This is a genomic window from Streptomyces longispororuber, from assembly GCF_014656095.1.
Taxonomy (GTDB): Bacteria; Actinomycetota; Actinomycetes; order Streptomycetales; family Streptomycetaceae; genus Streptomyces; species Streptomyces longispororuber.
In genome coordinates, this window is record NZ_BNBT01000138.1 from 1 (window position 1) to 24913 (window position 24913).

General features: G+C 74.1%; 24 protein-coding genes. 15 read left to right on the forward strand and 9 right to left on the reverse strand.

Annotation, left to right across the window (positions count from 1 at the left end):
* From IE330_RS30345 to IE330_RS30390, 10 genes are all read left to right on the forward strand, one after another.
* A partial coding sequence (locus tag IE330_RS30345; protein WP_190139369.1) for a RibD family protein occupies positions 1 to 427 on the forward strand: 427 nt, incomplete at its 5' end.
* A gap of 2 nt (positions 428 to 429) precedes the next feature.
* Positions 430 to 1044, forward strand: coding sequence for a riboflavin synthase (locus IE330_RS30350; RefSeq protein ID WP_190139370.1), 615 nt, complete (start codon positions 430 to 432; stop codon positions 1042 to 1044).
* On the forward strand, positions 1041 to 1715 hold the full coding sequence (gene pnuC, locus IE330_RS30355; protein WP_190139371.1) for a nicotinamide riboside transporter PnuC: 675 nt from the start codon (positions 1041 to 1043) through the stop codon (positions 1713 to 1715). The genes IE330_RS30350 and pnuC overlap by 4 nt, the downstream gene beginning before the upstream one ends.
* Positions 1712 to 3070, forward strand: a complete 1359-nt coding sequence (locus IE330_RS30360) for a bifunctional 3,4-dihydroxy-2-butanone-4-phosphate synthase/GTP cyclohydrolase II (protein ID WP_190139372.1) — start codon at positions 1712 to 1714, stop codon at positions 3068 to 3070. Before pnuC ends, IE330_RS30360 begins: the two co-directional genes overlap by 4 nt.
* Before the next feature lie 34 nt (positions 3071 to 3104).
* Positions 3105 to 3590, forward strand: a complete 486-nt coding sequence (gene ribH / locus IE330_RS30365) for a 6,7-dimethyl-8-ribityllumazine synthase (protein WP_190139373.1) — start codon at positions 3105 to 3107, stop codon at positions 3588 to 3590.
* A gap of 35 nt (positions 3591 to 3625) precedes the next feature.
* Positions 3626 to 3898, forward strand: a complete 273-nt coding sequence (locus IE330_RS30370; RefSeq protein ID WP_190139374.1) for a phosphoribosyl-ATP diphosphatase — start codon at positions 3626 to 3628, stop codon at positions 3896 to 3898.
* 71 nt (positions 3899 to 3969) lie between these two features.
* Positions 3970 to 4827 carry an ATP phosphoribosyltransferase gene (gene hisG / locus IE330_RS30375; RefSeq protein WP_190139375.1) on the forward strand — a complete coding sequence of 286 codons (858 nt, stop codon included), beginning with the start codon at positions 3970 to 3972 and terminating at the stop codon, positions 4825 to 4827.
* A 20-nt stretch (positions 4828 to 4847) separates the two neighbouring features.
* Complete coding sequence (locus IE330_RS30380; protein WP_190139376.1) at positions 4848 to 5327, forward strand: PH domain-containing protein; 480 nt, start codon at positions 4848 to 4850, stop codon at positions 5325 to 5327.
* Between the two features lie 198 nt (positions 5328 to 5525).
* Positions 5526 to 6932 (forward strand): hemolysin family protein, encoded by a 1407-nt coding sequence (locus IE330_RS30385; protein ID WP_190139377.1) that lies wholly within the window; start codon positions 5526 to 5528, stop codon positions 6930 to 6932.
* Positions 6929 to 8008 carry a hemolysin family protein gene (locus IE330_RS30390; protein ID WP_190139378.1) on the forward strand — a complete coding sequence of 360 codons (1080 nt, stop codon included), beginning with the start codon at positions 6929 to 6931 and terminating at the stop codon, positions 8006 to 8008. The genes IE330_RS30385 and IE330_RS30390 overlap by 4 nt, the downstream gene beginning before the upstream one ends.
* Before the next feature lie 241 nt (positions 8009 to 8249).
* Here IE330_RS30390 and IE330_RS30395 read toward each other — a convergent pair whose 3' ends face one another.
* The gene (locus tag IE330_RS30395; protein ID WP_190139379.1) at positions 8250 to 8921 is read right to left on the reverse strand and encodes a response regulator; all 672 of its coding nucleotides are present in this window, start codon (positions 8919 to 8921) and stop codon (positions 8250 to 8252) included.
* Between the two features lie 367 nt (positions 8922 to 9288).
* On the opposite strand from IE330_RS30395, the gene IE330_RS30400 reads away from it, so the two are divergent.
* Entirely contained in the window at positions 9289 to 9462 is a 174-nt protein-coding gene (locus IE330_RS30400; protein WP_190139380.1) for a hypothetical protein, read from the forward strand.
* Positions 9463 to 9513: 51 nt separating this feature from the next.
* Here IE330_RS30400 and IE330_RS30405 read toward each other — a convergent pair whose 3' ends face one another.
* The 3 genes from IE330_RS30405 to IE330_RS30415 all read right to left on the reverse strand — a co-directional run bounded on the left by IE330_RS30405 (position 9514) and on the right by IE330_RS30415 (position 14712).
* Complete coding sequence (locus tag IE330_RS30405; protein ID WP_190139381.1) at positions 9514 to 11535, reverse strand: sensor histidine kinase; 2022 nt, start codon at positions 11533 to 11535, stop codon at positions 9514 to 9516.
* Between the two features lie 181 nt (positions 11536 to 11716).
* Positions 11717 to 13606 (reverse strand): AAA family ATPase, encoded by a 1890-nt coding sequence (locus IE330_RS30410; protein WP_190139382.1) that lies wholly within the window; start codon positions 13604 to 13606, stop codon positions 11717 to 11719.
* A 455-nt stretch (positions 13607 to 14061) separates the two neighbouring features.
* Positions 14062 to 14712 carry a uridine kinase family protein gene (locus IE330_RS30415; RefSeq protein ID WP_190139383.1) on the reverse strand — a complete coding sequence of 217 codons (651 nt, stop codon included), beginning with the start codon at positions 14710 to 14712 and terminating at the stop codon, positions 14062 to 14064.
* Positions 14713 to 15001: 289 nt separating this feature from the next.
* On the opposite strand from IE330_RS30415, the gene IE330_RS30420 reads away from it, so the two are divergent.
* Positions 15002 to 16408, forward strand: a complete 1407-nt coding sequence (locus tag IE330_RS30420) for a C39 family peptidase (protein WP_190139384.1) — start codon at positions 15002 to 15004, stop codon at positions 16406 to 16408.
* 46 nt (positions 16409 to 16454) lie between these two features.
* Here IE330_RS30420 and IE330_RS30425 read toward each other — a convergent pair whose 3' ends face one another.
* Entirely contained in the window at positions 16455 to 17948 is a 1494-nt protein-coding gene (locus IE330_RS30425; RefSeq protein ID WP_190139385.1) for a M1 family metallopeptidase, read from the reverse strand.
* A 217-nt stretch (positions 17949 to 18165) separates the two neighbouring features.
* Here IE330_RS30425 and IE330_RS30430 point away from each other — a divergent pair, with 217 nt between their 5' ends.
* Positions 18166 to 18330 (forward strand): SCO1431 family membrane protein, encoded by a 165-nt coding sequence (locus IE330_RS30430; protein ID WP_190139386.1) that lies wholly within the window; start codon positions 18166 to 18168, stop codon positions 18328 to 18330.
* 106 nt (positions 18331 to 18436) lie between these two features.
* On the opposite strand, the gene IE330_RS30435 is transcribed toward IE330_RS30430, so the two are convergent.
* Positions 18437 to 19459 (reverse strand): DUF6114 domain-containing protein, encoded by a 1023-nt coding sequence (locus IE330_RS30435; RefSeq protein ID WP_373314758.1) that lies wholly within the window; start codon positions 19457 to 19459, stop codon positions 18437 to 18439.
* Complete coding sequence (locus tag IE330_RS30440; protein WP_373314759.1) at positions 19450 to 20076, reverse strand: DUF6230 family protein; 627 nt, start codon at positions 20074 to 20076, stop codon at positions 19450 to 19452. The genes IE330_RS30435 and IE330_RS30440 overlap by 10 nt, the downstream gene beginning before the upstream one ends.
* Before the next feature lie 151 nt (positions 20077 to 20227).
* Here IE330_RS30440 and IE330_RS30445 point away from each other — a divergent pair, with 151 nt between their 5' ends.
* Positions 20228 to 20911 carry a TetR/AcrR family transcriptional regulator gene (locus tag IE330_RS30445; protein WP_190139387.1) on the forward strand — a complete coding sequence of 228 codons (684 nt, stop codon included), beginning with the start codon at positions 20228 to 20230 and terminating at the stop codon, positions 20909 to 20911.
* 63 nt (positions 20912 to 20974) lie between these two features.
* Here the strand turns inward: IE330_RS30445 and IE330_RS30450 are convergent, their stop codons facing one another.
* Positions 20975 to 22222, reverse strand: coding sequence for a glycoside hydrolase family 18 protein (locus tag IE330_RS30450; RefSeq protein ID WP_190139388.1), 1248 nt, complete (start codon positions 22220 to 22222; stop codon positions 20975 to 20977).
* Between the two features lie 410 nt (positions 22223 to 22632).
* Between IE330_RS30450 and IE330_RS30455 the strand changes: the two genes are divergently transcribed.
* Positions 22633 to 23805, forward strand: a complete 1173-nt coding sequence (locus tag IE330_RS30455) for an acyl-CoA dehydrogenase family protein (RefSeq protein WP_190139389.1) — start codon at positions 22633 to 22635, stop codon at positions 23803 to 23805.
* Positions 23806 to 23958: 153 nt separating this feature from the next.
* Here IE330_RS30455 and IE330_RS30460 read toward each other — a convergent pair whose 3' ends face one another.
* A complete protein-coding gene (locus IE330_RS30460) occupies positions 23959 to 24669 on the reverse strand; it encodes a hypothetical protein (RefSeq protein WP_190139392.1) in 711 nt (236 codons plus the stop codon).
* Between the last annotated feature and the right edge of the window lie 244 nt (positions 24670 to 24913).

A 24913-nucleotide genomic window follows, 5' to 3' on the forward strand; every position in this document is an offset into this window, starting at 1 on the left:
CCGCGTCCTGGACGACGCCGCGCCCACGCTGATCGCCGTCGCCGAGGACGCGCCCGCCCCGGCCGGCGCCGAGGCGCTGCGCCTGCCCCGCGCCGAGCGCGGCCTGGACATCACGGCCCTGCTCACCGCGCTGCACGCCCGCGACGTGCGCTCCGTGCTGCTGGAGGGCGGGCCCACCCTCGCGGGCGCCTTCGTCGCCGCCGGGGCCGTCGACCGCGTCGTCGGCTACCTCGCGCCCGCGCTGCTGGGCGCGGGCCCCGCCGTCCTCACCGGCGGCGGAATCACCACGATCGCCGAAGCGTTGCGGCTCGACGTGACCGAGGCCGTCCGCGTCGGACCCGATCTGCGCATCACCGCCGTCCCCGCGGGCGCCACCCCGGCGGGCGCCACCTCCGCGTTCCCCACCCCTGCCACGAAGGAGCACTGAGCGTGTTCACCGGAATCGTCGAAGAGCTGGGCGAAGTCACCGCCGTCGAGACCCTGGCCGACGCGTCCCGCTTCCGCCTGCGCGGCCCCGTCGTCACCGACGGCGCGAAGCACGGCGACTCCATCGCCGTCAACGGCGTGTGCCTGACCGTCGTCGAGCGCGAGGGCGACGAGTTCACCGCCGACGTGATGGCCGAGACGCTCGACCGCTCCAGCCTCGGCGCCCTCGCCCCCGGCGCGAAGGTCAACCTGGAGCGCCCCACCGCCGTCGGCGCCCGCCTCGGCGGCCACATCGTGCAGGGCCACGTGGACGGCACCGGCACCGTCCTGGACCGCGAGCCCTCCGAGAACTGGGAGATCGTCAAGGTCTCCCTGCCCGCGCACCTGGCCCGCTACGTGGTCGAGAAGGGCTCCATCACCGTCGACGGCGTCAGCCTGACCGTCGTCGAGGCCGGGACCGACCACTTCACCGTCAGCCTCATCCCCACGACGCTCGCGCTCACCACGCTCGGACACAAGCAGCCCGGCGACCCGGTCAACCTCGAGGTCGACGTCATCGCCAAGTACGTGGAGCGCCTGCTCGGCAGCCGCGCCGGAGCCGAGGAGGGCACCCGATGAACGCACCGCACCTGGACTGGCTCAACGGCGAGGCCTTCGCCGCCTTCGGCCAGCACATCATGTGGTCCGACATGATCGGCAACAGCATCGGCCTCGTCGCCCTCGCACTCGGCTGGCGCCGCTCGGTGTGGACCTGGCCCGCCCAGTTCCTCTCCGGCCTGATCCTCGTCGGCGCGTACGCCTCCGCGCAGCTCAGCGGCGGCGTCGGCAAGCAACTGCTGGTGATCGCCGTCGCCCTGTGGGGCTGGCACCAGTGGACCCGCGGCACCCGGAAGGCCCAGGACGGCTCCATCGCCGTCCGGTTCGCCACCTGGAAGGAGCGCGGGCTGCTCCTCGGCGCCACCGCCGTGGGCACCCTCGCCGTCGGCGCCCTGTTCACCGCCGTGCCCGACCTGTCCTGGAACCCCTGGCCGGACGCCTACATCTTCGTCGGCACGCTCGCCGCGATGGTCGCCCAGGCCCGCGGCCTCGTCGAGTTCTGGTTCGCCTGGCTGCTCGTCGACATCGTGGGCGTCCCCCTCGCGTTCTCCAGCGGCCTCGCCTTCTCCGGCCTCGTGTACGTCGTCTACCTCGCCCTCGTCCTGTGGGGCCTGCGCGACTGGTGGCAGCGCTCGCGCGCCGCGGCCGCCCCGCAGCAGCCGCAGCCCGTCATCGAAGGAGCCCCGGCATGACCACCCACACGCCTCCCGCCGCCCCCGAGGACGCCGCCCCGGAGGACACCGGTCCCGAGGACACCGGTCCCGTGCACCCCTTCTCGTACACCGCCGACAACTCCGAGGACCTCTGCCTCGACCCCGTCGAGCTGGCCGTCCGGGACATCGCCGCGGGCCGCCCCGTCGTGGTCGTCGACGACGAGGACCGGGAGAACGAGGGCGACCTCGTCATCGCCGCCGAGAAGGCCACCCCCGAGATCGTCGCCTTCATGATGAGCGAGTGCCGCGGCCTGATCTGCGCCCCCATGGAGGGCGCCGAGCTCGACCGGCTCCAGCTCCCGCAGATGGTCGCGCACAACACCGAGTCCATGCGGACCGCCTTCACCGTCTCCGTCGACGCGAGCACCGCCCACGGCGTGACCACCGGCATCTCCGCCGCCGACCGCGCCACCACCCTGCAGATGCTCGCCGGCGGCAAGGCCGGGCCCGACGACTTCGTGCGCCCCGGCCACATCTTCCCGCTGCGCGCCAAGGAGGGCGGCGTCCTCGCCCGCGACGGCCACACCGAGGCCGCCGTCGACCTCGCCCGGCTCGCGGGCCTGCGCCCGGCCGGGGCGATCGTCGAGATCGCCGGCGAGGACGGGCGCATGCTCCGCCTGCCCCAGCTCGTCCGCTTCGCCCGCAAGCACGGCCTGACGATCATCTCCATCGAGGACCTGATCGCCTACCGCCGCGCCGCCGAACCCACCGTCCGCCGCGAGGCCGAGGTGCACCTGCCCACCTCGTTCGGCGAGTTCACCGCGTACGGCTACCGCTCCACCGCCGACGGCGTCGAGCACGTGGCCCTCGTGCACGGCGCCATCGACGACGGCGAGGACGTCCTCGTACGCGTCCACTCCGAGTGCCTGACCGGCGACGTCTTCCACTCGCTGCGCTGCGACTGCGGCCCCCAGCTCCAGGAGTCCATGCGGCGCATCGCCGCCGCAGGACGCGGGGTCGTGGTCTACCTGCGCGGCCACGAGGGCCGCGGCATCGGCCTGCTGTCCAAGCTGCGCGCGTACGAGCTCCAGGAGCGCGGCAGCGACACCCTCGACGCCAACCTGGAGCTCGGCCTGCCCGCCGACGCCCGCGACTACGGCGCGGGCGCCCAGATCCTCGACGACCTCGGCGTGCGCAGCCTGCGCCTGCTGACCAACAACCCCGACAAGACCGAGGCGCTCACCCGCCACGGCCTCAAGGTGGTCGCGCGCGAGCCGATGCCGGTCACCGCGGGCGAGCACAACCTGCGCTACCTGCGCACCAAGCGCGACCGCATGGGCCACGACCTGCCCTGGCTCGACGCCACGGACATGTCCGCCTGCGGCAACCAGTGACCGACATCCACCCCACCACCCCGAGGAGAAGCGCGTGAGCGGCAAGGGTGCCCCCGAACTGAGCGTGAAGAACTGCGGCGACCTGCGCGTCGCCGTCATCGCCGCCCTGTGGCACGAGAAGGTCATGGACGGCCTCGTCGACGGCGCGCTGCGCGCCCTGCACGAGCTCGGCATCGACGAGCCGACCCTGCTGCGCGTGCCCGGCAGCTTCGAGCTGCCCGTCGTCGCCAAGGTCCTCGCCGGCCGCGGCTACGACGCCGTCGTCGCCCTCGGCGTGGTCATCCGCGGCGGCACCCCGCACTTCGACTACGTGTGCCAGGGCGTGACCCAGGGCCTCACCCAGGTGTCCGTCGACACCGGCGTACCGGTCGGCTTCGGCGTGCTGACCTGCGACACCGAGGAGCAGGCCCTGGACCGCGCGGGGCTGGAGGGCTCCAGCGAGGACAAGGGGCACGAGGCGGTCACCGCGGCCGTCGCGACGGCCGCCACCCTGCGCACCGTCTCCGAGCCCTGGCGCTGAGGGGGCTCCCGCGGGCGCGTAGAGTAAGCGACATCATGTCCAAGAAGACTTTCGAGGAGCTCTTCACCGAGCTCCAAGACAAGGCAGCCAACGGCGACCCCGCCACCTCCCGCACCGCGGAACTGGTCGGCAAGGGCGTCCACGCCATCGGCAAGAAGGTCGTCGAGGAGGCCGCCGAGGTCTGGATGGCCGCCGAGTACGAGGGCAAGGAGGCCGCCGCCGAGGAGATCTCCCAGCTCCTGTACCACGTGCAGGTGATGATGGTCGCCCGCGGCATCTCCCTCAACGACGTGTACGCCCACCTCTAGGGCGCACGTCCCGCCCCGCCCCTCTTCCCGTACACCCTCCCCGCACCCTTCCCGCAAAGGAATCCCGCCTCATGCTGCGCATCGCCGTCCCCAACAAGGGTTCACTGTCCGGACCTGCGTCGGCGATGCTGCATGAGGCCGGATACCAGCAGCGCCGCGAGTCCAAGGAACTCGTCATCGTCGACCCGGCGAACGAGGTCGAGTTCTTCTACCTGCGCCCGCGGGACATCGCCATCTACGTCTCCTCCGGCAAGCTCGACATCGGCATCACCGGCCGCGACCTGCTGATCGACTCCGGCGCCAACGCCGAGGAGATCCTGCCCCTCGGCTTCGCCCGCTCCACCTTCCGCTTCGCCGCCAGGCCGGGCACCGCGCACGGCCTGGCCGACCTCGCCGGGCGCACCGTCGCCACCTCCTACGAGGGCATCGTCGCCAAGCACCTGGCCGACCACGGCGTCGACGCCTCCGTCATCCACCTGGACGGCGCCGTCGAGACCGCCATCGAGCTGGGCGTCGCCCAGGTCATCGCGGACGTCGTCGAGACCGGCACCAGCCTGCGCAACGCGGGCCTGGAAGTCTTCGGCGAGCCCATCATGACCTCCGAGGCCGTCGTCATCCGGCGCTCCGGCGCCGACTCCGACGACGCCGCCGACCCCAAGGTCCAGCAGTTCCTGCGCCGCCTCCAGGGCGTCCTCGTCGCCCGGACGTACGTGATGATGGACTACGACTGCCGCGCCGAGCACCTGGAACAGGCCGTGGCCCTCACCCCGGGCCTGGAGTCGCCGACCATCTCGCCGCTGCACAACGAGGGCTGGGTCGCCGTCCGCTCCATGGTCCCCACCAAGGACGCCCAGCGCGTCATGGACGACCTGTACGCCATCGGCGCCCGGGCCATCCTGACCACGGCCATCCACGCCTGCCGCCTGTGACCGGGCAGAGGAACCCCGCCATGAGCAAGCCCGCAGAGCCGTCCCAGCCGTCCGGGGCCCCGGTCCCGCCCGCGCTGCCCGTCACCTTCCGGCCGGGGCGGACCCGCGCCGTGCTGCTCACCGCCGCGGTCGCGATCTTCGCGGTCCTGGTGGTGATCGCGATGATCCTGCCGAGCCTCAACCCGGGCGAGCGCGTCAGCTTCGTCTTCACCGGCGCGCTGCTGGCCGGCGTCCTCGTGCTGCTCGCCAGGCCCAAGGTCGTCGCCGAGGAGTCCGGCGTGACCGTCGTGAACATCGCCACCCGGCGCCGCCTGGCCTGGGCCGAGATCCTGCGGGTCAACCTCCGCCCCGGCGACCCCTGGGTCTTCCTCGACCTCAGCGACGGCACCAGCCTGCCCGCCCTCGGCATCCAGCCGGGCATCGCCAAGCAGCAGGCCATCGGCGACGCCCGCGCGCTGCGCGCCCTCGCCGAGGCGCGTTCCGCCCGCGAGGGCGGCTGACCTCCGCGGCGGGTCTTGATTAACCTGGTGGCGGGGCCGGCCCGGTGTGCCGCCCCGCCCCTGCCGGGCCCCGCGGCCCCAGGGGCCCCTGCTACCCGAGGAGTGACCCTCTCCGGCGATGGACGGATCGTCCTGTAGTACCTGCGCCGCCCCCTCCCGACATCCCGGGCTCCGCGCACCGGGCGAGGCGGCGGCATCATGACCATCCCCCTGCTGCTCCTCGGAGCGGCCTTCCTGCTGATCCTCGCCAACGGCTTCTTCGTGGCGGCCGAGTTCGGCCTCGTCACCGTCGAGCGGGCCGACGCCGAGAACGCGGCGGCCGACGGCGACCGGCGGGCCCGCAGAGTCGTCAGCTCCCTGCGGGAGCTGTCCTTCCAGCTCTCGGGCACCCAGCTCGGCATCACCCTCACCTCCCTCGTCGTCGGCATGCTCGCCGAACCGGCCCTCGCGCGGCTGCTCGCGGGCCCGTTCACCGCCGTCGGCCTGCCGGACGCGGCGGTCCCGGGGGTGTCCGTGGCCGTCGGCATGCTCCTGGCGTCCGCCGTGCAGATGGTGATCGGCGAGCTGGTGCCGAAGAACTGGGCGGTGTCCCGGCCCCTCCAGGTGGCCCGGTTCGTGGCCGGCCCGCAGCACGTCTTCGCGCGCCTGTTCCGCCCGGTCATCGCCGGCCTGAACGCCGTCGCCAACCGGCTCGTCCGCGCCCTCGGCGTCGAGCCCACCGAGGAGCTGGCCTCCGCCCGCACCCCCGGTGAGCTGGTCTCGCTCGCCCGGCACTCGGCGCTCGCCGGGGCCCTGGAGCAGGACACCGCCGACCTGTTCGTCCGGGCGCTCTCGCTCGGCGAGCTGACCGCGCAGCACGTGATGACGCCGCGCGTGAAGGTCAGCGCGCTCCAGTCGTCCGCGACCGCCGAGGACGTGGTCAACCTGACCCGCGCCACCGGCCTGTCCCGCTTCCCCGTCTACCGCGAGCGCATCGACGAGGTCGTCGGCGTGGTCCACCTCAAGGACGCCCTCGCGGTCCCCGGGCACGAGCGGCTGCGCACCCCCGTCGGCCGCATCGCCAAGGCGCCGCTGCTCGTCCCGGAGACGCTGCCCGTGCAGCCCCTCCTGGAGCGGCTGCGCAGCGAGCAGCCGATGGCCGTCGTCGTCGACGAGTACGGCGGCACGGCCGGGGTCGTCACCCTGGAGGACATCGTCGAGGAACTCGTCGGCGAGGTCCGCGACGAGCACGACCACCAGGACCTGCCCGAGCTCGCCGCGACCGCCCCCGAGGACGGCCGCCCGGCCTGGGACGCCGACGGCGGCTGCCGCGTCGACACGCTCCGGCGCATCGGCCTCGACGTCCCCGAGGGCCCGTACGAGACCGTGGCCGGGCTCGTCGCCGACCTGCTCGGCCGCATCCCGGTCCCCGGCGACCGGGCCGAACTGCCGGGCTGGCGCCTGTCCGTCCGGCAGGTGGGGCACTACCGCGCCGAGCGCGTGCGGCTGGTGCGGACCGCCGGCGCCGCCGAGCCCGTCCGCGCGGGAGGTGCGGCCCCGCCCGCGGGCCTCGCCGACGCGGCGGGGGACCGGGGCGCGGCGCGGATCGCGGAGGCGGTCCGATGAGCGCCCTGCAACTCCTGTTCGCCCTGCTGCTCGTGCTCGCCAACGGCTTCTTCGTCGGGGCCGAGTTCGCGCTCGTCTCCGTGCGCCGCAGCCAGATCGAGCCGCTCGCCTCGGCCCGCGCCCGGCAGGTCCTGTACGGCCTGGAGCACCTGCCGCAGATGATGGCCGCCGCCCAGTTCGGCATCACCGTCTGCTCGCTGACGCTCGGCGCGGTCGCCGAGCCGACCGTGGCCCACCTCCTGGAGCCGCTGTTCGAGGCGGTGCGCCTGCCGCAGGGCATGATCCACCCGCTCGGGTACGTCATCGCGCTCGCCGTGGTGGTCTTCCTCCACCTCGTCGTCGGCGAGATGGTGCCCAAGAACCTCGCCATGGCCGCGCCGGAGCGCACCGCGCTCTGGCTCAGCCCCGGCCTGGTCGCCTTCGCCCGGCTGTGCCGGCCCGTCACGGCCGCGCTCGGCGCCTGCTCCCGGGTCGTCCTGCGGCTCTTCAAGGTCGAGCCCCGGGACGAGGTCGAGGCGGTCTTCACCAGCGTCCAGCTCGGCCGGCTCGTGGAGGACGCGGGCCAGGCGGGGCTGCTCGACCCGCAGGAGCAGGAGCGCCTGGAGGACGCGCTGGAGCTGGGCTCGCGCCCGGTCACCGACGTCCTGCTCGACAGCGCGTCCCTGGTCACCGTGGGCCCCTCGGTCACCCCCGAGCAGGTCGTCGACCTCACCGCCCGCACGGGCTACTCGCGCTTCCCGGTCCGTACGGAGGGAGGCGCCTTCATGGGCTACCTGCACGTGAAGGACGTCCTCGACCTGGAGGACACCGACCGCGCGGTGCCGCAGCACGTCTGGCACCAGATGACGACGCTCCGCGCCGAGCTGCCCCTGGACGACGCCCTGACCGTGATGCGCCGCGCCGCGACGCACCTGGCCCAGGTGGCCGACGCCTCCGGCCGCGTGCTCGGCCTGGTCGCCCTGGAGGACGTCCTGGAGCTCCTGGTAGGCGAAGTCCGCGACCCGGCCCACCGCACCGAGATCCCTCACCCGACACCACCCCCGAGAACATCGACCGGCAGACAACTGGTCGGCTGACACGGAATCCACCCCCGACGCCGGACGGGCCCTGCGCGAAACGCCAGCCCGTCCGGCGTTTGAGGACGAGCGCGCAGCGCGATCAACCCGCACGGAACGCGCGGCCAGCAAGGGAGTATCAGCCCGTCCGGCGTTTGAGGACGAGCGCGCAGCGCGATGAACCGGCACGGAACGCGCGGCCAGCAAGGGGGTATCAGCCCGTCCGGCGTTTGAGGACGAGCGCGCAGCGCGACAACCCCGCTCAAGGCCTCCGGCCAAGCCCCGCGTCGCGGGCCCGCACGATAGCCGTGGCCCGGTCGGCGACCTGCAGCTTCATGAAGATCGCCGAGACATGGTTGCTGATGGTCTTCGGCGCGAGCCGCAAGCTCCGCGCGATGGCCGGGTTGGCCATCCCCGCGGCGATCAGGTCGAGCACCTCCAGCTCGCGCGCGGTCAGCTCCGGGAAGGGCGAGCGCGCCGCCGTGCGGTGCGGGTGGGACATCCACTCGGCCACGCGGCGGGCGATGCGCGGCCCGAAGATCGCCTCGCCGGCGGCCACGCAGCGGACCGCGCGCACGATCTCGTCCTGGGAGGCGCCCTTGAGGATGTAGCCGCGGGCCCCCGCCCGCATCGCCGCGAACACCGACTCGTCGTCCTCGAACATCGTCAGCACCAGCACCGCCGTGTCCGGCGCGGACGCGAGCACCTCGCGGGTGGCGCTGACCCCGTCGAGGTCCGGCATCTCCAGGTCGATGACCAGCACCCGCGGCCGGTGCAGCAGCGTCTCGCGCACGGCGTCGCGCCCGCCCGCCGCCTCCCCGACCACCCTGATCCCGTCGAGGGACCCGAGCAGGGCCCGCAGCCCGCCGCGTACGACGGGGTGGTCGTCGGCGAGGACCACGGTGAGCTCACAGGACTCGGCGGACGTCGTCAAGGCTCGGCTCCCCACAGCGGCGGTGCGTCTCCCCGTACCTACCCATCGTCGTGACGGCGGACCCCGCTGTCCTGGGTGCGGGCACCCGTCGCGGCCGGGAGGTCTTCCCGGTACGGACGGGGACGCGTGCCCTGACCCCGAGGGCCGGGCCCGGGCCATGCTGTGCGACACGGGGGCAGCCGGGTCCGCCGCGGCGGACCCGGCTGAAGCACCAGTCCCTGGAACGCCGATGATCACGTCCCGGAACGGAGGCTCCTCATGCGCCGGACACCTCCCCTCGGGGCACCACTCGTGAGCCCGCCGGTCGGCACGTGCGCCTTCAGGCACGTGCTCGTCCCGGCGGGCCGGCATCCCAAGGAGTACGGCAATGCGCGAGCACCTCAAGGCAGTAGGCGTGGCGACCCTTGCCGCGGCGGCCCTCTGCGCCGGCTACGCCGGGGCGACAGCGAAGGCCGCGGCGGGGGGAGGTGGTGCGGTCACGAGGGTGGTGGCCGCCGGTGAGTACGTCTGCGACGCGTGGACCCGGATTCCGCACGCCTGAGGCGGAAGGCCCGCGCGACCGGCGTGACCGGACCCCGTACGGCCGACGGGCTCAGGGACCTCGGCCGTACGGCGCCGCGCTGGTGCCACCCGACCGCAACGGCAGGACGGCGCTCACCTCCCCGCCCTCCGGCCCCGGTCGGCACCGGCACCAGCCGGCGAGCTCGGCGGCCCGCTCCGCCATCGTGGACATGCCCACACCGGGCTGCCACGGCCGGGCGGACGGGCCGCCGTTGTCGGTCACCTCGATGCGCAGCGCGTCCTCGGCGTCGGCCGCCTCGTCGGCGCTGTCGATGCGCAGCCGGACCAGCGCGTGGTCCGCCCGGGAGTGCCGGGCGGCGTTCGTCAGCGCCTCGGTCGCGATGCGGTACGCCGCCACCTCGACCGCGGCCGGCAGCCGGGGGAGCCTGCCGGGCGCGTCGACGGTGATGGCGAGCGGCGCGCCGCCCTCGCGGTGGCTCAGCCGTTCCGCCTGCCGGGCCAGGGCCGCGACCAGGCCCAGCTCGTCCAGGGCGGGCGGCCGCAGCCCCTCGACCAGGCGGCGGATCTCGTCGATGGCGCCGCTCGCGTGCCCGCGCAACTGCGTCAGGAGCTCCTCGGCGGTGGCCGGGTCGGAGCGGACCAGGTTGCGCGCGGCGTCGGCGGTGAAGGCCAGGCCGGTGAGGGTGGGGCCGAGCCCGTCGTGCAGATCGCGGCGCAGCCGCCGCCGCTCCTCCTCGCGCGCCGACACCAGGCGCTCGCGCGAGGACTGGAGCTCCTCGGAGAGCACGGTCGCGCGCACCGCCACCCCGAGCGGCACCACCAGGACCCGCAGGGCGCGCAGGTCCTCCGCGCCGAGCCGGGCCTGCCCCGGCCGGGTGCCCACGACGAGTTCGGCCCGCCGGGTGCCCGGCGCGGGCAGCGGCACCCGTACGCACCCGGGCGGCGGCGTGCCCGAGGCCGCCACCGGGCGCCCCTCCAGGCAGAAGGCGGCGTACGGCAGGCGCAGCGCGTCGCGGACCGCCAGGAGCAGCCCGTCCAGGCCGGTCTCGGCGGTCAGCCGGGCGCCGATGCGGGTCAGCGCCCGCACCGGGTCGCCCCGGTCGCCGTACAGCAGCCGGTCGATGCCGTGCTGGAGCGCGCCGCGCACCGGGTGGAAGGCGATCGCGACGGCCACGGCCACGAGCGCGGCGCCGCCGATGTGGAAGGTCTCCCGCAGCACGTGGTCCAGGAACAGCACCACGGAGGTGTACACGCCGAGCACGCCGAGGGAGAGCGCCAGGTAGAGCAGGGCCCGGGAGACCACCCACTGGATGTCGAGCAACTGGGGGCACAGGATCGCGACGGCGATCGCGATCGGCTGGGCGGTGATCAGGACCTGGAGCGCCTCCGCGCGCATGCCGAGCGGCCACCACGGGACGGCGCAGAGCACGGCGAGCATCAGCCACAGCACCTGGCGGCGCAGCGCCTCGTCGCCCCAGCGGTAGCGCACGACGAGGGCGGCGAGGTCGATGAGCAGCGGCACGAAGATGCCCAGGAGGTCGGTCTGCGGCCGGAACGGCTCCAGCGGTGGCCAGCTCAGGACGTGCAGATAGCCGGGCGGGCCGCCGAGCGCGTACGGCCGGGGCGTGGTCACGCTCCACAGCCAGAACAGCCCTCCGATCCCGGCCGTGCCCCAGGCGACCGGCCGCCAGCGCGGGCTCGGCAGCTCACCGGTGGGGAACAACAGCAGCGCGAGCGGCACGAACAGCCGCAGCCCGAGGGGCCAGGTGGCCAGTGCCAGCGTCACCAGGACCCGGAGCGTCGTACCGCTCCAGCCCTCGCGCAGCCCGAGCGCGAGGAAGCCGAGGGCCATGACGGTCCCGGCGTGCGCGGCACCGCCGCCGAGCAGCAGCCAGCCGATGGGGTTGCGGGGGCGGCGCCAGGCCACGGCGACGCCGCAGGCGGCGAGGGTGAGGGAGAGGACGGTGTCCGTCACCACGAAGCTGTCGACGGCGAGCTGGAAGCCCAGGCCGCAGGCGATCCACAGGGCCACGCCGGTGCCGGTGGCCGCCGCGACGGCGGTGAAGGAGCCCCATGCCAGCCAGGTGGTCACCGCCGCCCACCCCCACCGAGTCCGCGCCCTTGCGGTCAGGGTCGCGGACACCCGGGCGGACGTTCGGTGTCTTGGCGGTCAAACACCCCTAAGGGATGACGCGCCCGCCCACGCCGCCGGGCCCCCACGGAAGCCCCGGCCACCTGCCCGGCCCCCCACGGAAGCCCCCGTCCCGCCCCGGCTAGCCCGCGCCGGGCGGCCCCGTCGGGCCGCGGCCGGAGAGCACCTCGCCGTACGCCTGCATCAGGTCGGGCAGCCGGAGCGTGGCCAGGTCGGTGCGGGTCGGCTCGCCGGGGTAGCCGGACAGGCGCAGGTCGCGGTAGGCGCAGCTCTTCTCGTACAGCGTGCGCAGGAACCTTCCGTTGCCCAGCTCGTCGATCCAGGCCTGGTCGACCACGTGCCCGCTGATGGACCGCAGCTCCTCCAGGGCCTCCTCGTCCCACACGTCGCCGTTCTCGGCGGCGAGCACCTGGCCGATCGCGGTGAGTTCGAGCGGGCGGTACGAAGGGAAGTCGACGCGGGTGGTGAAGCGCGAGGACAGGCCGGGGTTGGCGGCGAGGAGGCGGTCCATGCCCTCCGGGTAGCCGGCGAGGATCACCACGAGGTGGTCGCGGTTGTCCTCGGCCCGCTTCAGCAGGACCTGGAGCGCCTCGTCGCCGTACGCGTCGCCCTTGCCGTAGCCGGAGTTGGACAGGGCGTAGGCCTCGTCGACGAAGAGGACGCCGCCCAGGGCGGAGTCGATGAGCTCGTTGGCCTTGACGGCGGTCTGCCCCAGGTACTCGCCGACCAGGTCCGCGCGCTGGGCCTCCACGAGGTGGTCGCCGCCGAGCAGGCCGAGGGCGTAGAAGACCCGGCCGAGGATGCGGGCCACGGTGGTCTTGCCGGTGCCGGACGGGCCGGAGAAGACGAAGTGTCGTTTCGGCGGCTGCACGGGCAGGCCCTGGGCCGCCCGCAGGCGGGCCATCTCGAGCTGCGCGGACAACGCCTTGACCTGCCGCTTGACCGGTTCGAGCCCGACCATGCGCTCCAGCTCGGCGAGGGCCTCGGCGAGCAGCGCCGGGTCCGTGGGCCCGGACGGCGGCTGCGGGGCGGCGGGCGTGACCGGCAGCACCGCCTTCTCGCGCGTCTCGCGCACGGTGTCGGCGGCGGGCGGCTCGGCGGGGCCCGTGCCGGAGGGCAGCTCGGGCTCGGTGACCTTCAGGTCGCGGCCCTCGGCGCCGAGCAGCGCCTCGACGCCCTCGGGCCCGTCGAGCGCGTCCTGGACCGGGCCGGCCAGGGTGACCGCGGCCAGGTCGGCGGCGTCGTACCCGTCGCCCTCGGCGATCGCGGCGAGCCGGGCCGAGGTGTCCATGAAGGCGGGGTCCACGCGGTGCACCGCGCGGTACAGCGGCAGGGCGGCGGCGGAGCGGCCGGTGCCCTCGTGCGCCCGGGCCAGCCAGTAGCGCAGCTCCTTGCGCTGCGGCTGCTCGCTGCGGCAGCGCATCAGGGCCGCGGAGAGCAGCGGCTCGGCCTGGCCGTACATGTCCAGGCGGACCCGCGCCATGCCGCCGAACAGCCCGGCCTCGATGCCGAGCATCGGGTCGTCGAGCAGCGGGTCGGTGTGGCGCACGAGCTGCTCCCAGTCCTTGACCAGATAGGCGCGGCAGGCGTGCAGGAAGCGGACGTGCGGGTCGGCGTCGACGGGCGGGAGCCCGGCCAGGGCCCGGTCGAGCTCGGGGACGTGGCGGCCGTCCAGCCAGTGCGAGGCGTGCGCGAGCAGCAGGTCGCGGGGGGACTCCAGGACGGGCTGGACCCACCAGCCGAGCCAGTACCAGGAGTTCAGGGTGCGCGCGTGCCGGGCGCGCTGCTCGCCGAAGCGGTCCCGGTGCTGGTACATCCGCAGCAGCGCCGTCGTCGTGTCGACGCGCAGCGCGTGCAGCCCCAGCCAGCCGTCGGCCATGCCCGGGTCCATGCGCACCGCGGCCCGGAACTCCTCCTCCGCCTGCGGGTAGGCGCCCATCGTGCAGGCGTCGACGCCCCGCAGCCAGGCGAGGTCGGCCGGGGCGGCCTGGCTCTGCGTGCCGAAGTCCATCACGTCCCCCACAAGCCGTGCCCCCGTGTGTCCGACACCGGGCCGGTGCCCGCCGGCAGCCGGTCTGAACCGCCGAACCGGGAACGGGAGTTGACCCGGTGCCCGGAACCGCCGTGCGTTGGTCGCACCACACCGCATCGTACCTGCGGCCGGGCGCCCCGCCGTAGGGTGCGGGCGCCCCGGATCGGCCGCGGCGCCCTGGGCGGGCGCACGGCCGGGGCGGGGAGTGATGGTCACCCAGGGTGATCGGGCGGCGGCGCGCGGGTGGCCGGGGCGAGGGGGCTGAGGGCAGAACGAAGCCCCCGATCACGGGGGAACAACCGGGGGCTTCGCGTACAGGGGCGACCCGAAAGGCCGCACATTGAGAACGTAAGTCCTGTAAGGCCCCTCGGTCAAGCCGAGTTGAGGCATGCGTGAAATCCGGCCAGGTCGTCCGGAAGGGGCGTCCCCGAGGTTCAGCGCGTTGCCGACCGACCCTCACTCTGTGTGATGATTTGGGCGTCCCTTGCCGTTCCGGCGGGCCCCGTCAGCACCTCGTACCCCTCGGGCAACTCACGCACCAGAAGCTGGGCGTACGGCCGGGACGGGTCTTCGGCGAAATGCTGTCGCTCGGCGGGCTCCCAGCCGTCCCAGAAGTCACTTTGCGCCGGGCCGTCCCGGCGGCGCCCGCGGGCCCAGGCGGCGTCGCGCGGCTGCTCCATCCAGAGCAGCCGCGCGAGGAACGGGCGGAGCAGGCGGCGGCCGGCGCCGACGCCCTCCAGCAGGACCACGGGGGCCGGGGGCAGGGGGCGGCTTGCAGGGCCGAAGCGGCGCGTGTGCCAGTCGTACGCCTCGTAGTGCGCCGCCTCGCCCCGGGACAGCGGCGCGAGGACCTGCTGCCGCAGCCGCCCGGTCCAGTCGAACAGCGCCTCGTGGCTCGCGATGTCGTCGAGCCGCAGGACCGGCGCGCCGCCGAGCGCCTCGGCGAGCCGGGTGGCGAACGTGGACTTGCCGGAGCCCGCGTGCCCGTCCACGGCGACCAGCCGGACCGGCCCGCAGGACGGAGGGAGCGCGCGCAGCGCACGGGCGAGGCGCGGGAGGGGCGTGGGGCGGCGGTTCCTTGTCATCACCCGCCAGCCTAGGCCCCGGGCCGGAAAAGCGAACGTGTGCGCGGTTCAGCGTGGCGCCGCAGGTCATACCAGTGGTAGAGGCCAATATTGGTGCGTGTCGCCACGGCCCTGTCCCTGGTGGAACCCGCCAGGGAGAGGTCATAGTTGGCCCACTGTCGTGTACCTGACCAAGGCGTGCCGTGCGGCCCGTGCGCCGTTCCCGGGTGCCGTACCCGTGTCGCGGCGGCACGCCTCCGCCCGCCCTCCACCGCAGCCCGTCGACCGGAACCTACTGGGGGTCCCGTCCATGGACCGAGCCGAGAACATGTCCCGCAGAAGACTCCTCACCACCGCGGCGGGCGCCGCCGCCCTCACCGCCGTCGCCGTCGCCGCCGCCCGCGCGGGCGCCACGCCCGGCCCCCGCCCCGGAGCCGCCCCCCGCAGCCGCCCGCCCCGCGCCGACCGGACCGTGGACAACCGCTCCTGGACCTCGCGCAAGGACTGGAGCGCGGGCACGCCCGACGGCACCCGCGTCACCGGCGGCACCCGCCCCGGCGTCGCGATCGCCGAGCCCGTCGGCACCACCGGCTACACCGACCCGCACACCGGCGCGACCACCACCTGGGAGTACGCCCGCTGGACGGCCCCCGCGCACCGGCCCGGCGTGCCCGCCACCGAGGTCATCGCCTCCTGGAACGCCCGCACCCCGGCCGGCACCTGGATCCAGGTCGAGGCGGAGGCCGCCTACTCCGACGGCACCACGTCCCCCTGGTACGTCCTCGGCCGCTGGAACTCGGGCGACGACCGGCAGGACCCGGCCGCCCCCGTGATACGGCGCACCTCCGTCGACGGCCAGAAGGACGGCAGGTCGAGCGTCTGGACCGACACCCTGGCCGTCGACGACCCGGCGAGCGGCCTGCGCGTGGCCGCCTACCGGCTGCGCCTGACCCTGTACCGCAGGCCCGGCACCGCGCTCACGCCCACGGTGTGGCGGCTCGGCGCCATGGCCTCGGACGTGCCCGACCGCTTCACGGTGCCCGCCTCCGAGCCGGGGACCGCCGCGGAGCTGGCCGTGCCGCGCTACTCGCAGGAGGTCCACAAGGGCCGGTACCCCGAGTACGACAACGGCGGCGAGGCCTGGTGCAGCCCCACCTCGTCGCAGATGATCCTGGAGTACTGGGGCCGGCGGCCCACGGCCGCCGACCTCGCCTGGGTCGACCCCTCCTACACCGACCCGCAGGTGTGCCACGCGGCCCGCTTCACCTACGACCACCAGTACGGCGGCTGCGGCAACTGGCCGTTCAACGCCGCCTACGCCGCCACGTACCCGGACATGCAGGCCGTCGTCACGCGGCTCGGGTCCCTCACCGACCTGGAGACGCTGATCGGGGCGGGCATCCCGGTCATCACGTCGCAGTCGTTCCTGAAGGAGGAGCTGACCGGCGCCGGGTACGGCACGGCGGGCCACCTGATGACGGTCGTCGGCTTCACCGCCGACGGCGACGTGATCGCCAACGACCCGGCGTCCCCGACCAACGCCGCGGTGCGGCGCGTCTACCGGCGCCGCGAGTTCGAGAACGTCTGGCTGCGCACGAAGCGCAAGAACGCCCAGGGCAAGGTCGTCTCCGGCACCGGCGGCGTCTGCTACCTGTACTTCCCGCTGCGGCCGGCGAAGCGCCAGGTCCGCGCCCTCGCGGCGGTGGGCGTGCGCTGACACCGGCGCGCCCCGGAGGCCCGCGCGGGTCTCCGGGGCGCGGGGCTCAGGTGGCCGGGTCCACCACCCAGTCCGGGTGCCCGGGCATCGGCGGCGTGGTCGGGCCGTACAGCCACGGCTCCAGGAAGCCCGCGATGTCCTTGCCGTCCGCGCCCGCGACCCGGGTCGCCAGGTCGATGTAGTCCCGCGTGCTCGCGGCCTTCCCGCGGTACCGCGTGACCCAGGACCGCTCGATCTTCCGGAAGGTGGCGTCGCCGACCTTCTCGCGCAGCGCGTACAGGACGAGCGCCGAGCCGTCGTACCGCATGCGCTTGAAGAGGTTCGGCTCGGTGGGCTCGGCGGGGGCGCCGAAGTCGCGGCGCCACTGGTCGTGCGCCCGGTACGCGGCCTTCATCGTGGCCTCGAAGCTGTCCCCGCCGTGCTGCTCGGAGTACATCCGCTCGTAGAAGCGGGCGTGGCCCTCGCTGACCCACAGGTCCGACCAGCTCGCCAGGGCGACGCTGTCGCCGAACCACTGGTGGGCCAGCTCGTGCACCAGGTTCCGCTCGGCGTCGACCTGGGTGCCGAGCAGGTCGGCCTTGGGTACGAGCGACAGGGTCTGGGTCTCCAGGGCGACGCCGAGGTCGGTGTCGCCGACGAGGACGCCGTAGCGGTTGAAGGGGTAGGGGCCGAGCTTCTCCTCCAGCCACGCCAGGTGGTCGGGGGTGAGCTTGCGGTACTTCGCCGTGGGCTCCACCAGCGCGTCCGGGACGACGTCGCGCAGCGGCAGGCCGCGCGGGCCCTCGCCGTCGACGAGGGTGAACCTGCCGACCGCGAGCTGCACGAGCTGCGTGGACAGCGGCTGCTCCGAGTCGTACGTCCACCGCACCCGGTCACCGGGCCCGGCGCTCTTACCCACCAGCTTGCCGTTGGCCACGGCCGTCAGGTCCTTCGGCGTGGTGATGCGGAAGGTGATGGGCGCGCGCCGGCTCGGGTGGTCGTTGGCGGGGAAGATCAGCCGGGCGCCGTTGGGCTGCGGGTAGACCACGGTGCCGTCGGGCGTGGGGATCCAGCCGTAGGTCTCGATGGCGTCGTCGCGGTGCCGCACCTGCGTGGGGTCGGCGGTGTAGGTGACCTCGGCCGTGAAGGGGCGGCCCTTGGCGAGCGGCGCCGCGGGTGTGACGGTCAGCTCGTCGCCCTCGCGGGACGTGGTCGCGGCCTTGCCGTCGACGGTGACCGCGTGCAGCGTGTTGCCGCCGAAGTCGAGGTTGAAGCGGGACAGGTGCTGGGTGGCGGTGGCCTTGATCGTCGCCTTGGCCGCGAACGGCGTCCTCGGCGCCTGCCAGTCGAAGTCCAGCAGATAGCGGTCGACGCGGTAGCCGCCGTTGCCGTCGAGCGGGAACATCGGGTCGCCCAGGCCCGGGGCGCCGGGCGTGGGCTCGCCGTCGGCGGGGCCCGGGGAGGTGGCGTACGAGACCGGCCCGGTGAGGGCGGCCGTCACGGCCACGGCCGCCGCGAGGGCGAGCCGCGCGCCGCGGCGGGGCGTCGGGAACGTGCTCATCGGGAACCCTTCGGTCGGCGGTGCGCGGACGTGCGTCCGCCGCTGACGGACGTACGCGACGACGTACGCCGACTTAGACGCACGGCACCGGGCCCGAGTTGTGGCGTGACCAAGGTCTCCCCCGAAAGGAGGGGTTTCCCTGGCATGGTGGAGGGGTCCCGGGGGAAGCCACTGCCGCGCGGCGCCTGCGCCGCCGGACGACGTATCGAGAGTTGCCATGACCGCGAGCTCCGCCACCGCCACCGTTCTCCAGGCCCCCGCCGGCCTCAGGGCCCGCACCGGCGGCCCGCAGGACGACGGCCCCAAGGTCCTCGAACACCTGCTGGGCTGGACGCTCGTCGTGCTCCTGGCGATGCTGGTCACGCAGGCCGGTCTGATCTGACCCCGGCCGTGGTGCGGGCGGGCTCCGGCCCCGCCCGCCAGTGCCCGTCCGGGACGCCCGCCAGCCGGTGGGCCGCCGGGGTTCCGGGGTGCCTGCCGGGTCCCCGTCAGGGGTGGGCGCGCAGCGAGAGCCCGCCGGCGACGATCTCGTCCGAGGTGACCAGGGCCTGCTCGGCGCTCACGTCGGTCATGAAGACGAACGGCGGCACCAGCGGCGGCACCGGCAGCCGGTCGGGCGTGAAGGTGAGGCAGAGCAGCCCCTCGATGCAGCCCTTGAACTTGGTCAGGTAGAGCGTGACCTTGCCGCTCAGGTCCAGCTTGTCGGCGCCCAGGGCGAGTTCGCGGCCGCCGTCCCGGGTCCGCAGCCGGTAGTCGGTCAGCGAGGCCGCGCGCATCCGCAGCACCATGACCTTCAGCGGGCCGTCAGCGGTGGGGACCGTGCGGACACCAGCGACGATGAAGCCCTTCGGCGCGAACAGCGTCGTGGTGACCGTCGGCGGCGTCCGCGCCGCCACGGCGTCACCGGCCCCGGGCGCCCGCGGCGGCCCGGCCGCCCGGTCCCCGGGCGGGTGCGCCCCCGGCAGGGAACCGGGCGTGGCCTTCGCCGGAACGGCGCCCCACAGCGCCGCCCCGGCGAGGACCACCGGAAGCAGCACGGCGAGGGTCCGCGTGCCCTGCCCGTCGCGGATCCCCGGCGGCCGCGGCTCGTCCCGGCCGTCCGCGGGCACCGGCGTCCAGCCGAAGCCCATCGCGCTGCCCACGATGCCGAGCACCATGCCGACCAGGAAGCCGCCGAGGTTCGTCGCGGCGAACGACAGGACCGACAGGATCATGGCGTTCACGGACACGTAGTGGTGCGCGTGCGGCAGCAGCCACAGGAACAGCCCGGCGACCATCAGCGCGATCCCGATGCCGATCGCGGCGATCCCGCCGATGCCGAGGCTGACCAGGACGGTCAGCGGCGACAGCGGTACGAGGAGCAGCTCCGCGCCGCCCAGCAGGAGCAGCAGCCCGCCCCAGAAGGGCCGGGTGCGCCGCCAGCGGCGGAACACCCGGCGCGCTCCCCGGAACGGCAGCCGCTCGTCCAGCCACCCGCCGAGGCGCCCTCCGCCCCGCCTGCTCAGAAGCACTTCTTGCCGCCGAGGCTGACGTCGACCCGCATGCCCTTGAGGCGGAAGTTGCCGCCGGTCGCCGACCAGGCGTTGGACCGGACCTTGGACACCTCGATGTCCCCGGCCTGGAGGCCGAACTTGCCCTTGTCGCCCTTGACCCCGGGCACCTCGTCCAGCGTGGAGGCGTCCCGGCCGATCTCGGCGGTGCCGAAGCGGGCGTCGCCGACCAGGTCCTCGGCATCGATGACCAGGCTGCTCGCGGTGACGTTGCCCGCGTCGCCGCCCGCCGTCAGCTTGAACACCACCGTGCCGAGCGGCGTCTTGACCGCGGCGGCCTGGCAGATGTCGGAGAGCGTGGCGTCGCCGATGCCGAGGAGCGCCACGGGGTGGCCCTTGCCGTCCACCGACCGGTCCGTCTCCACGTAGCTGGCCAGGCCCTGGCTCGACAGGCGGCCGGAGGAGACCTGGAAACTGGTCCCCGAGACCGCGAAGGACGCGGCCAGCGCGCCCTCCGCCATGACCGACGCCATCGCGCCGACCGCGACGAACGCGGGCAGCGCGATGACGGCCGTCTTCTTCCAGTTGGTTCTGCCCTCGGTCGCGGACCCGCGTTGGGGCCGCTTGTCTGCGCTCACTGTTGTCCTCCCGTACGAGTCGGTCGTACCGCGCGTGCGTCAGGGGAGTGCGTTACAGGGCGCCGTCGGGAAAGCCGCGGGCGCGCGGGCGGGCCGCGCGGGTCTGCCATACTGCGGGCCATCCCAAGGCAGTTGGAGACTAGGGCCGATATTGAATAATAGTCAACAGCGCGGTACCGATCGTTCCCCCGATCCCGACCGCCCGCGGGCGCGCGGCACCGACCGCTCGGTGGCGCGCCGCGCCGAACTGATCACGATCGGCCGGAAGCTGTTCGCCGACACGTCCTACGACGCGCTCTCGATGGACGACATCGCGCGCCAGGCGGGCGTGGCCAAGGGGCTGATCTACTACTACTTCACGTCCAAGCGCGGCTACTACCTCGCGATCATCGAGGACTCGGTGGCCGACCTGGTCGCCCGCGCCGCCGGGGACACCGAACTCCCGCCGGAGGAACGGGCGCACCGCACCATCGACGGCTATCTGCGCTACGCCGAGCACCACCAGGCGGCGTACCGCACCATCGTCAGCGGCGGCGTCGGCTTCGACGCCGAGGTGCACGCCATACGGGACGGCGTGCGCGAGGCGATCATCGGCACGATCGCCGAGGGCGCGTACGGCCGCCGCGCGATCCCGCCGCTCGCGCGCACGGCGCTGCTCGGCTGGCTGTGCAGCGTGGAGGGGATCACGCTCGACTGGATCGGCCGGGCGGACGCGGCGGGGGAGAGGGAGCTGTCGCGGGACGCGGTGCGCGCCCTGCTGGTGCGGACCCTGCGCGAAACCCTGGACGTCATCGCGGAGTTCGAGCCCACCTGCCCGGCCCCGCCCCGGGCCTGACACGCCGAAGGGGCGGGAGCCCGCCGACTCCCGCCCCGCTCGTGCGCTCCGCGCCGCGTACCGCTAGTTGATGGCCTTGATCAGCTCACCGTTCGCGGTGTCGCCGCTGAGCTCCCAGAAGAAGGTGCCTCCCAGGCCCTGCTGGTTCTTGTAGTTCATCTTCCCGGCGATGGTGGCCGGGGTGTCGTAGCTCCACCAGTTGGTGCCGCAGTGCGCGTACGCGGTCCCGCCGACCGTGCCGTTGGCCGGGCACTTGGTCTTGAGCACCTTGTAGTCGTCGATGCCCTGCTCGTACGTGCCTTGCGCGGGGCCGGTGGCGGTGCCGCCGGGCGCCTTCTGCGTGACGCCGGTCCAGCCGCGGCCGTAGAAGCCGATGCCGAGCAGCAGCTTGTTCGCGGGGACGCCGAGGCCCTTGAGCTTGGCGATCGTGGCCTGCGAGTGGTAGTCGGCCTTGGGGATGCCGCTGTAGGAGCTCAGCGGCGAGTGCGGCGCCGTCGGGCCCTTGGCGTCCCAGGCGCCGAAGTAGTCGTACGTCATCGGGTTGTACCAGTCGACGTACTGCGCGGCGCCGGCGTAGTCCGCGGCGTCGATCTTGCCGCCGGGGGAGGCGTCGGCCGGGATGGCGGCGGTGACCAGGTTCTTGGAGCCGAACTTGGCGCGCACGGCGGCCATCAGGTTCTTGTACGCGGCGCGCCCGCTGGTGTCGCAGGTCAGACCGCAGGCGTTGGGGTACTCCCAGTCGATGTCGATGCCGTCGAAGACGTCGGCCCACTTGGAGTTCTCGACCAGGTCGTAGCAGGACTGGGCAAAGGCCTGCGGGTTCTTCGCGGCCTCGGTGAAGCCGCCGGACCAGGTCCAGCCGCCGAAGGACCACAGGACCTTGAGGTCGGGGTGCTTCTTCTTCAGCTTGCGCAACTGGTTGAAGTTGCCCCGCAGCGGCTGGTCCCAGGTGTCCGCCACGCCGTCGACGCTCTGGTCGGCGGAGTAGGCCTTGTCGGTGGCGGCGTAGGCGTCGCCCATCGCGCACTTGCCGCCCTGGACGTTGCCGAAGGCGTAGTTGATGTGCGTGAGCTTGTTGGCGGAACCGGACGTCTCGATGTTCTTGACGTGGTAGTTCCGGCCGTAGACGCCCCATTCGGTGAAGTAGCCGACGACGCGCGAACCCGCCTGCGCCTCCGCGGCCTTGGGGGCGGTGTTCTGCTCCGCCGCCGCGGTGCCCGCTCCGGCGAGCAGGCCCGCGCCGAGCACGGCGGTACAGGCGGTGGCCACGAGCGCCCGGAACCGGGCGCGGGGACGGTGTGGTCTTGGCATCGCTGTCTCCTCGTGGGGGGAGGGGGGAGCAAGGGGGGTGGTGCTGTTGACCGAAGAACAGTCGCGCCTTGAATTGGCATGGACGCGAAAGATTCCGTGCCGCTGGACTGTAGGAGGACTAGACCACTGCGTCAATGGTTCGGACCAATTCCGGGATCACTCGGGGGCGGCCCGGCCCCGTCGGCGGCCGTTCTCGCGCGCGGCTGGACAACGGCTGGGGAAGATCCCATTCCGGCCGGGATCACCCGTGACGCCATGCCTCCGATCGGGCATACTCAACGCGCCACCGTCACTGGTCAGCCGCCTCCGCGATCCGGAGGGGCAGCATCGGACGGGGCATCTCACGGCAGCGGCGCCACACCCCGTGCGCGCGTCCGCCGCAAGCGCCCGACAGGGGAGAGGAGAGCAGCATGCCCGAGTCAGCCGTGCAGCCGGTGGAGCGTCAACTGCCCACCGAGGAGGCCCGGGACCTGCTGGCCCTGGTCCGCGAGCTCGTCCAGCGGGAGATCGCGCCAGGCGCCGCGCAGGAGGAGGCCGACGGCCGCTTCCCGCGCGAACTCTTCACCCTGCTCTCGGAGTCGGGCCTGCTCGGCCTGCCCTACGACTCCGCCTTCGGCGGCGGCGACCAGCCCTACGAGGTCTACCTCCAGGTCCTCGAGGAGCTCGCCGCGGCCCGGCTCACCGTCGGCCTCGGCGTCAGCGTGCACTCCCTCGCCTGCCACGCCCTCGCGGGCTACGGCAGCAAGGAGCAGCGGGCGGAGCACCTGCCCGACATGCTCGGCGGCGGTCTGCTCGGCGCCTACTGCCTCTCGGAGCCGTCCTCGGGGTCGGACGCCGCGTCGCTGCGCACCAAGGCGGTGCGGGACGGCGACGCGTGGGTCCTGTCGGGCACGAAGGCCTGGATCACGCACGGCGGCATCGCCGACTTCTACACCGTGCTCGCCCGGACCGGCGGCGAGGGCGCCCGGGGCGTCACGGCCTTCCTGGTCCCGGGGGACGCGCCGGGGCTCACGGCCGCAGCGCCGGAGAAGAAGATGGGCATGAAGGGCTCGCCCACGGCGCAGCTCCACTTCGACGGGGTCCGGGTCGGCGACGAGCGCAGGATCGGCGACGAGGGCCAGGGCTTCGCGATCGCGCTGTCGGCGCTGGACTCGGGGCGGCTCGGCATCGCCGCGTGCGCCATCGGCGTGGCCCAGGCGGCGCTCGACGAGGCGCTGAGGTACGCGACCGAGCGGCGCCAGTTCGGGCGGCCGATCGCCGACTTCCAGGGCCTGCGCTTCATGCTCGCCGACATGGCGACGCAGATCGAGGCGGGCCGGGCGCTGTACCTGTCGGCGGCGCGGCTGCGGGACGCGGGCAGGCCGTTCTCCAAGCAGGCCGCGATGGCCAAGCTCCTGTGCACCGACGCCGCGATGAAGGTCACCACGGACGCCGTGCAGGTCCTGGGGGGCTACGGCTACACCGCGGACTTCCCGGTCGAGCGCTACATGCGCGAGGCCAAGGTCCTGCAGATCGTCGAGGGCACCAACCAGATCCAGCGCATGGTCATCGCCCGCCACCTCGCGGGCCCCGACTCGCGCTGAACCGGGCGGGCCCGGCGCGCCCTCGCCGCTTCCGGGCGCGGTGCGCGCCGGCCTCTTCCGGGCCCGGCGCGCACCGATGCGCCGGACCCGGTCCGCGCCGGACCCGCGGCGCCCGGCCCGTACGTACCCGAGCGCCTCAGGTCCCCGGCTCGCTCAGGCGGGCTCCGGGCGCAGCCCGAAGGAGCTCTGCGGCGCGGGGGTGATCAGCAGCCGGGGGTCCGCGCCCCGGGGCCGCAGGCCGCGCTGCTCCTCCCGCTCCGGCGCGGCGGCCGGACGCCGCCCCGCGTCGTAGCGGGTGCCGTGGTCGCCGATGGGCAGCGTGTCGTCGGGCTGCCCCTGGGGCGCGCCCCGGCCGGTGCCGAACGCGGTGCCTTGGCGGACGCCGGGCGACGGCTCGTGCCACGCGCCGAACGGGGTCTCCCGCCCGCCGCCGAACGCCCCTTCGCCGGGCGCCCCGAACTGCCGCCCGCGGGGCATGGCGTACGGGCCGTCCCCGGGCGGCCCGAACTGGCCGTCGCGCACGCCGCCGAACTGTCCCTCCCCGCCGGTCCCGAAGTGCGGGGCGAACTGGCCGCTGCCGGCCGGGGGCGCCGCGAGCCGGACCCACTCCGGGTCGTGCTGTCCCGGCAGGGTCCGGCCGCGCTCGGTCCAGTGGCGGATGAGCGCGCGGTAGATGGGCGGATCCGGGGGCGGCGAGGGCTGCGGTGAGGGAGGGGACGGCTGGGCCTGCTGGGGGGTGAAGGCGAGCGGCGGGGCCGGTGAGGCGTACGAGGCTTGTGGGGTGTAGGGGGCCTGGGGCGCGAACGGCTGCTGATGTGTGTAGTGAGACCTATGATGAACCGATTCTGCGGCGGCAGGCGGCATCACAAGAGTCCGCCGGTGCGGTCCTGCCGGAGCATGTGTGGGGGTCATGTCCGGCCAACGCGCGGTGCCGGGGCCAGGTCACCATCGGGCTGAATCGAGAGTGCGTTCACGGCGTTCCCGCGCGCGGCGCACGCGGCGCGTCCGGCCCTCGCCGCCGTACGCGGGGCAAGTCCGGCGGCCCCGCACGCGCCACCGGTGCCTCGCGCGCCCCGCCCGCGCTGAGCCGGACCCGGCGCGCCCCGTT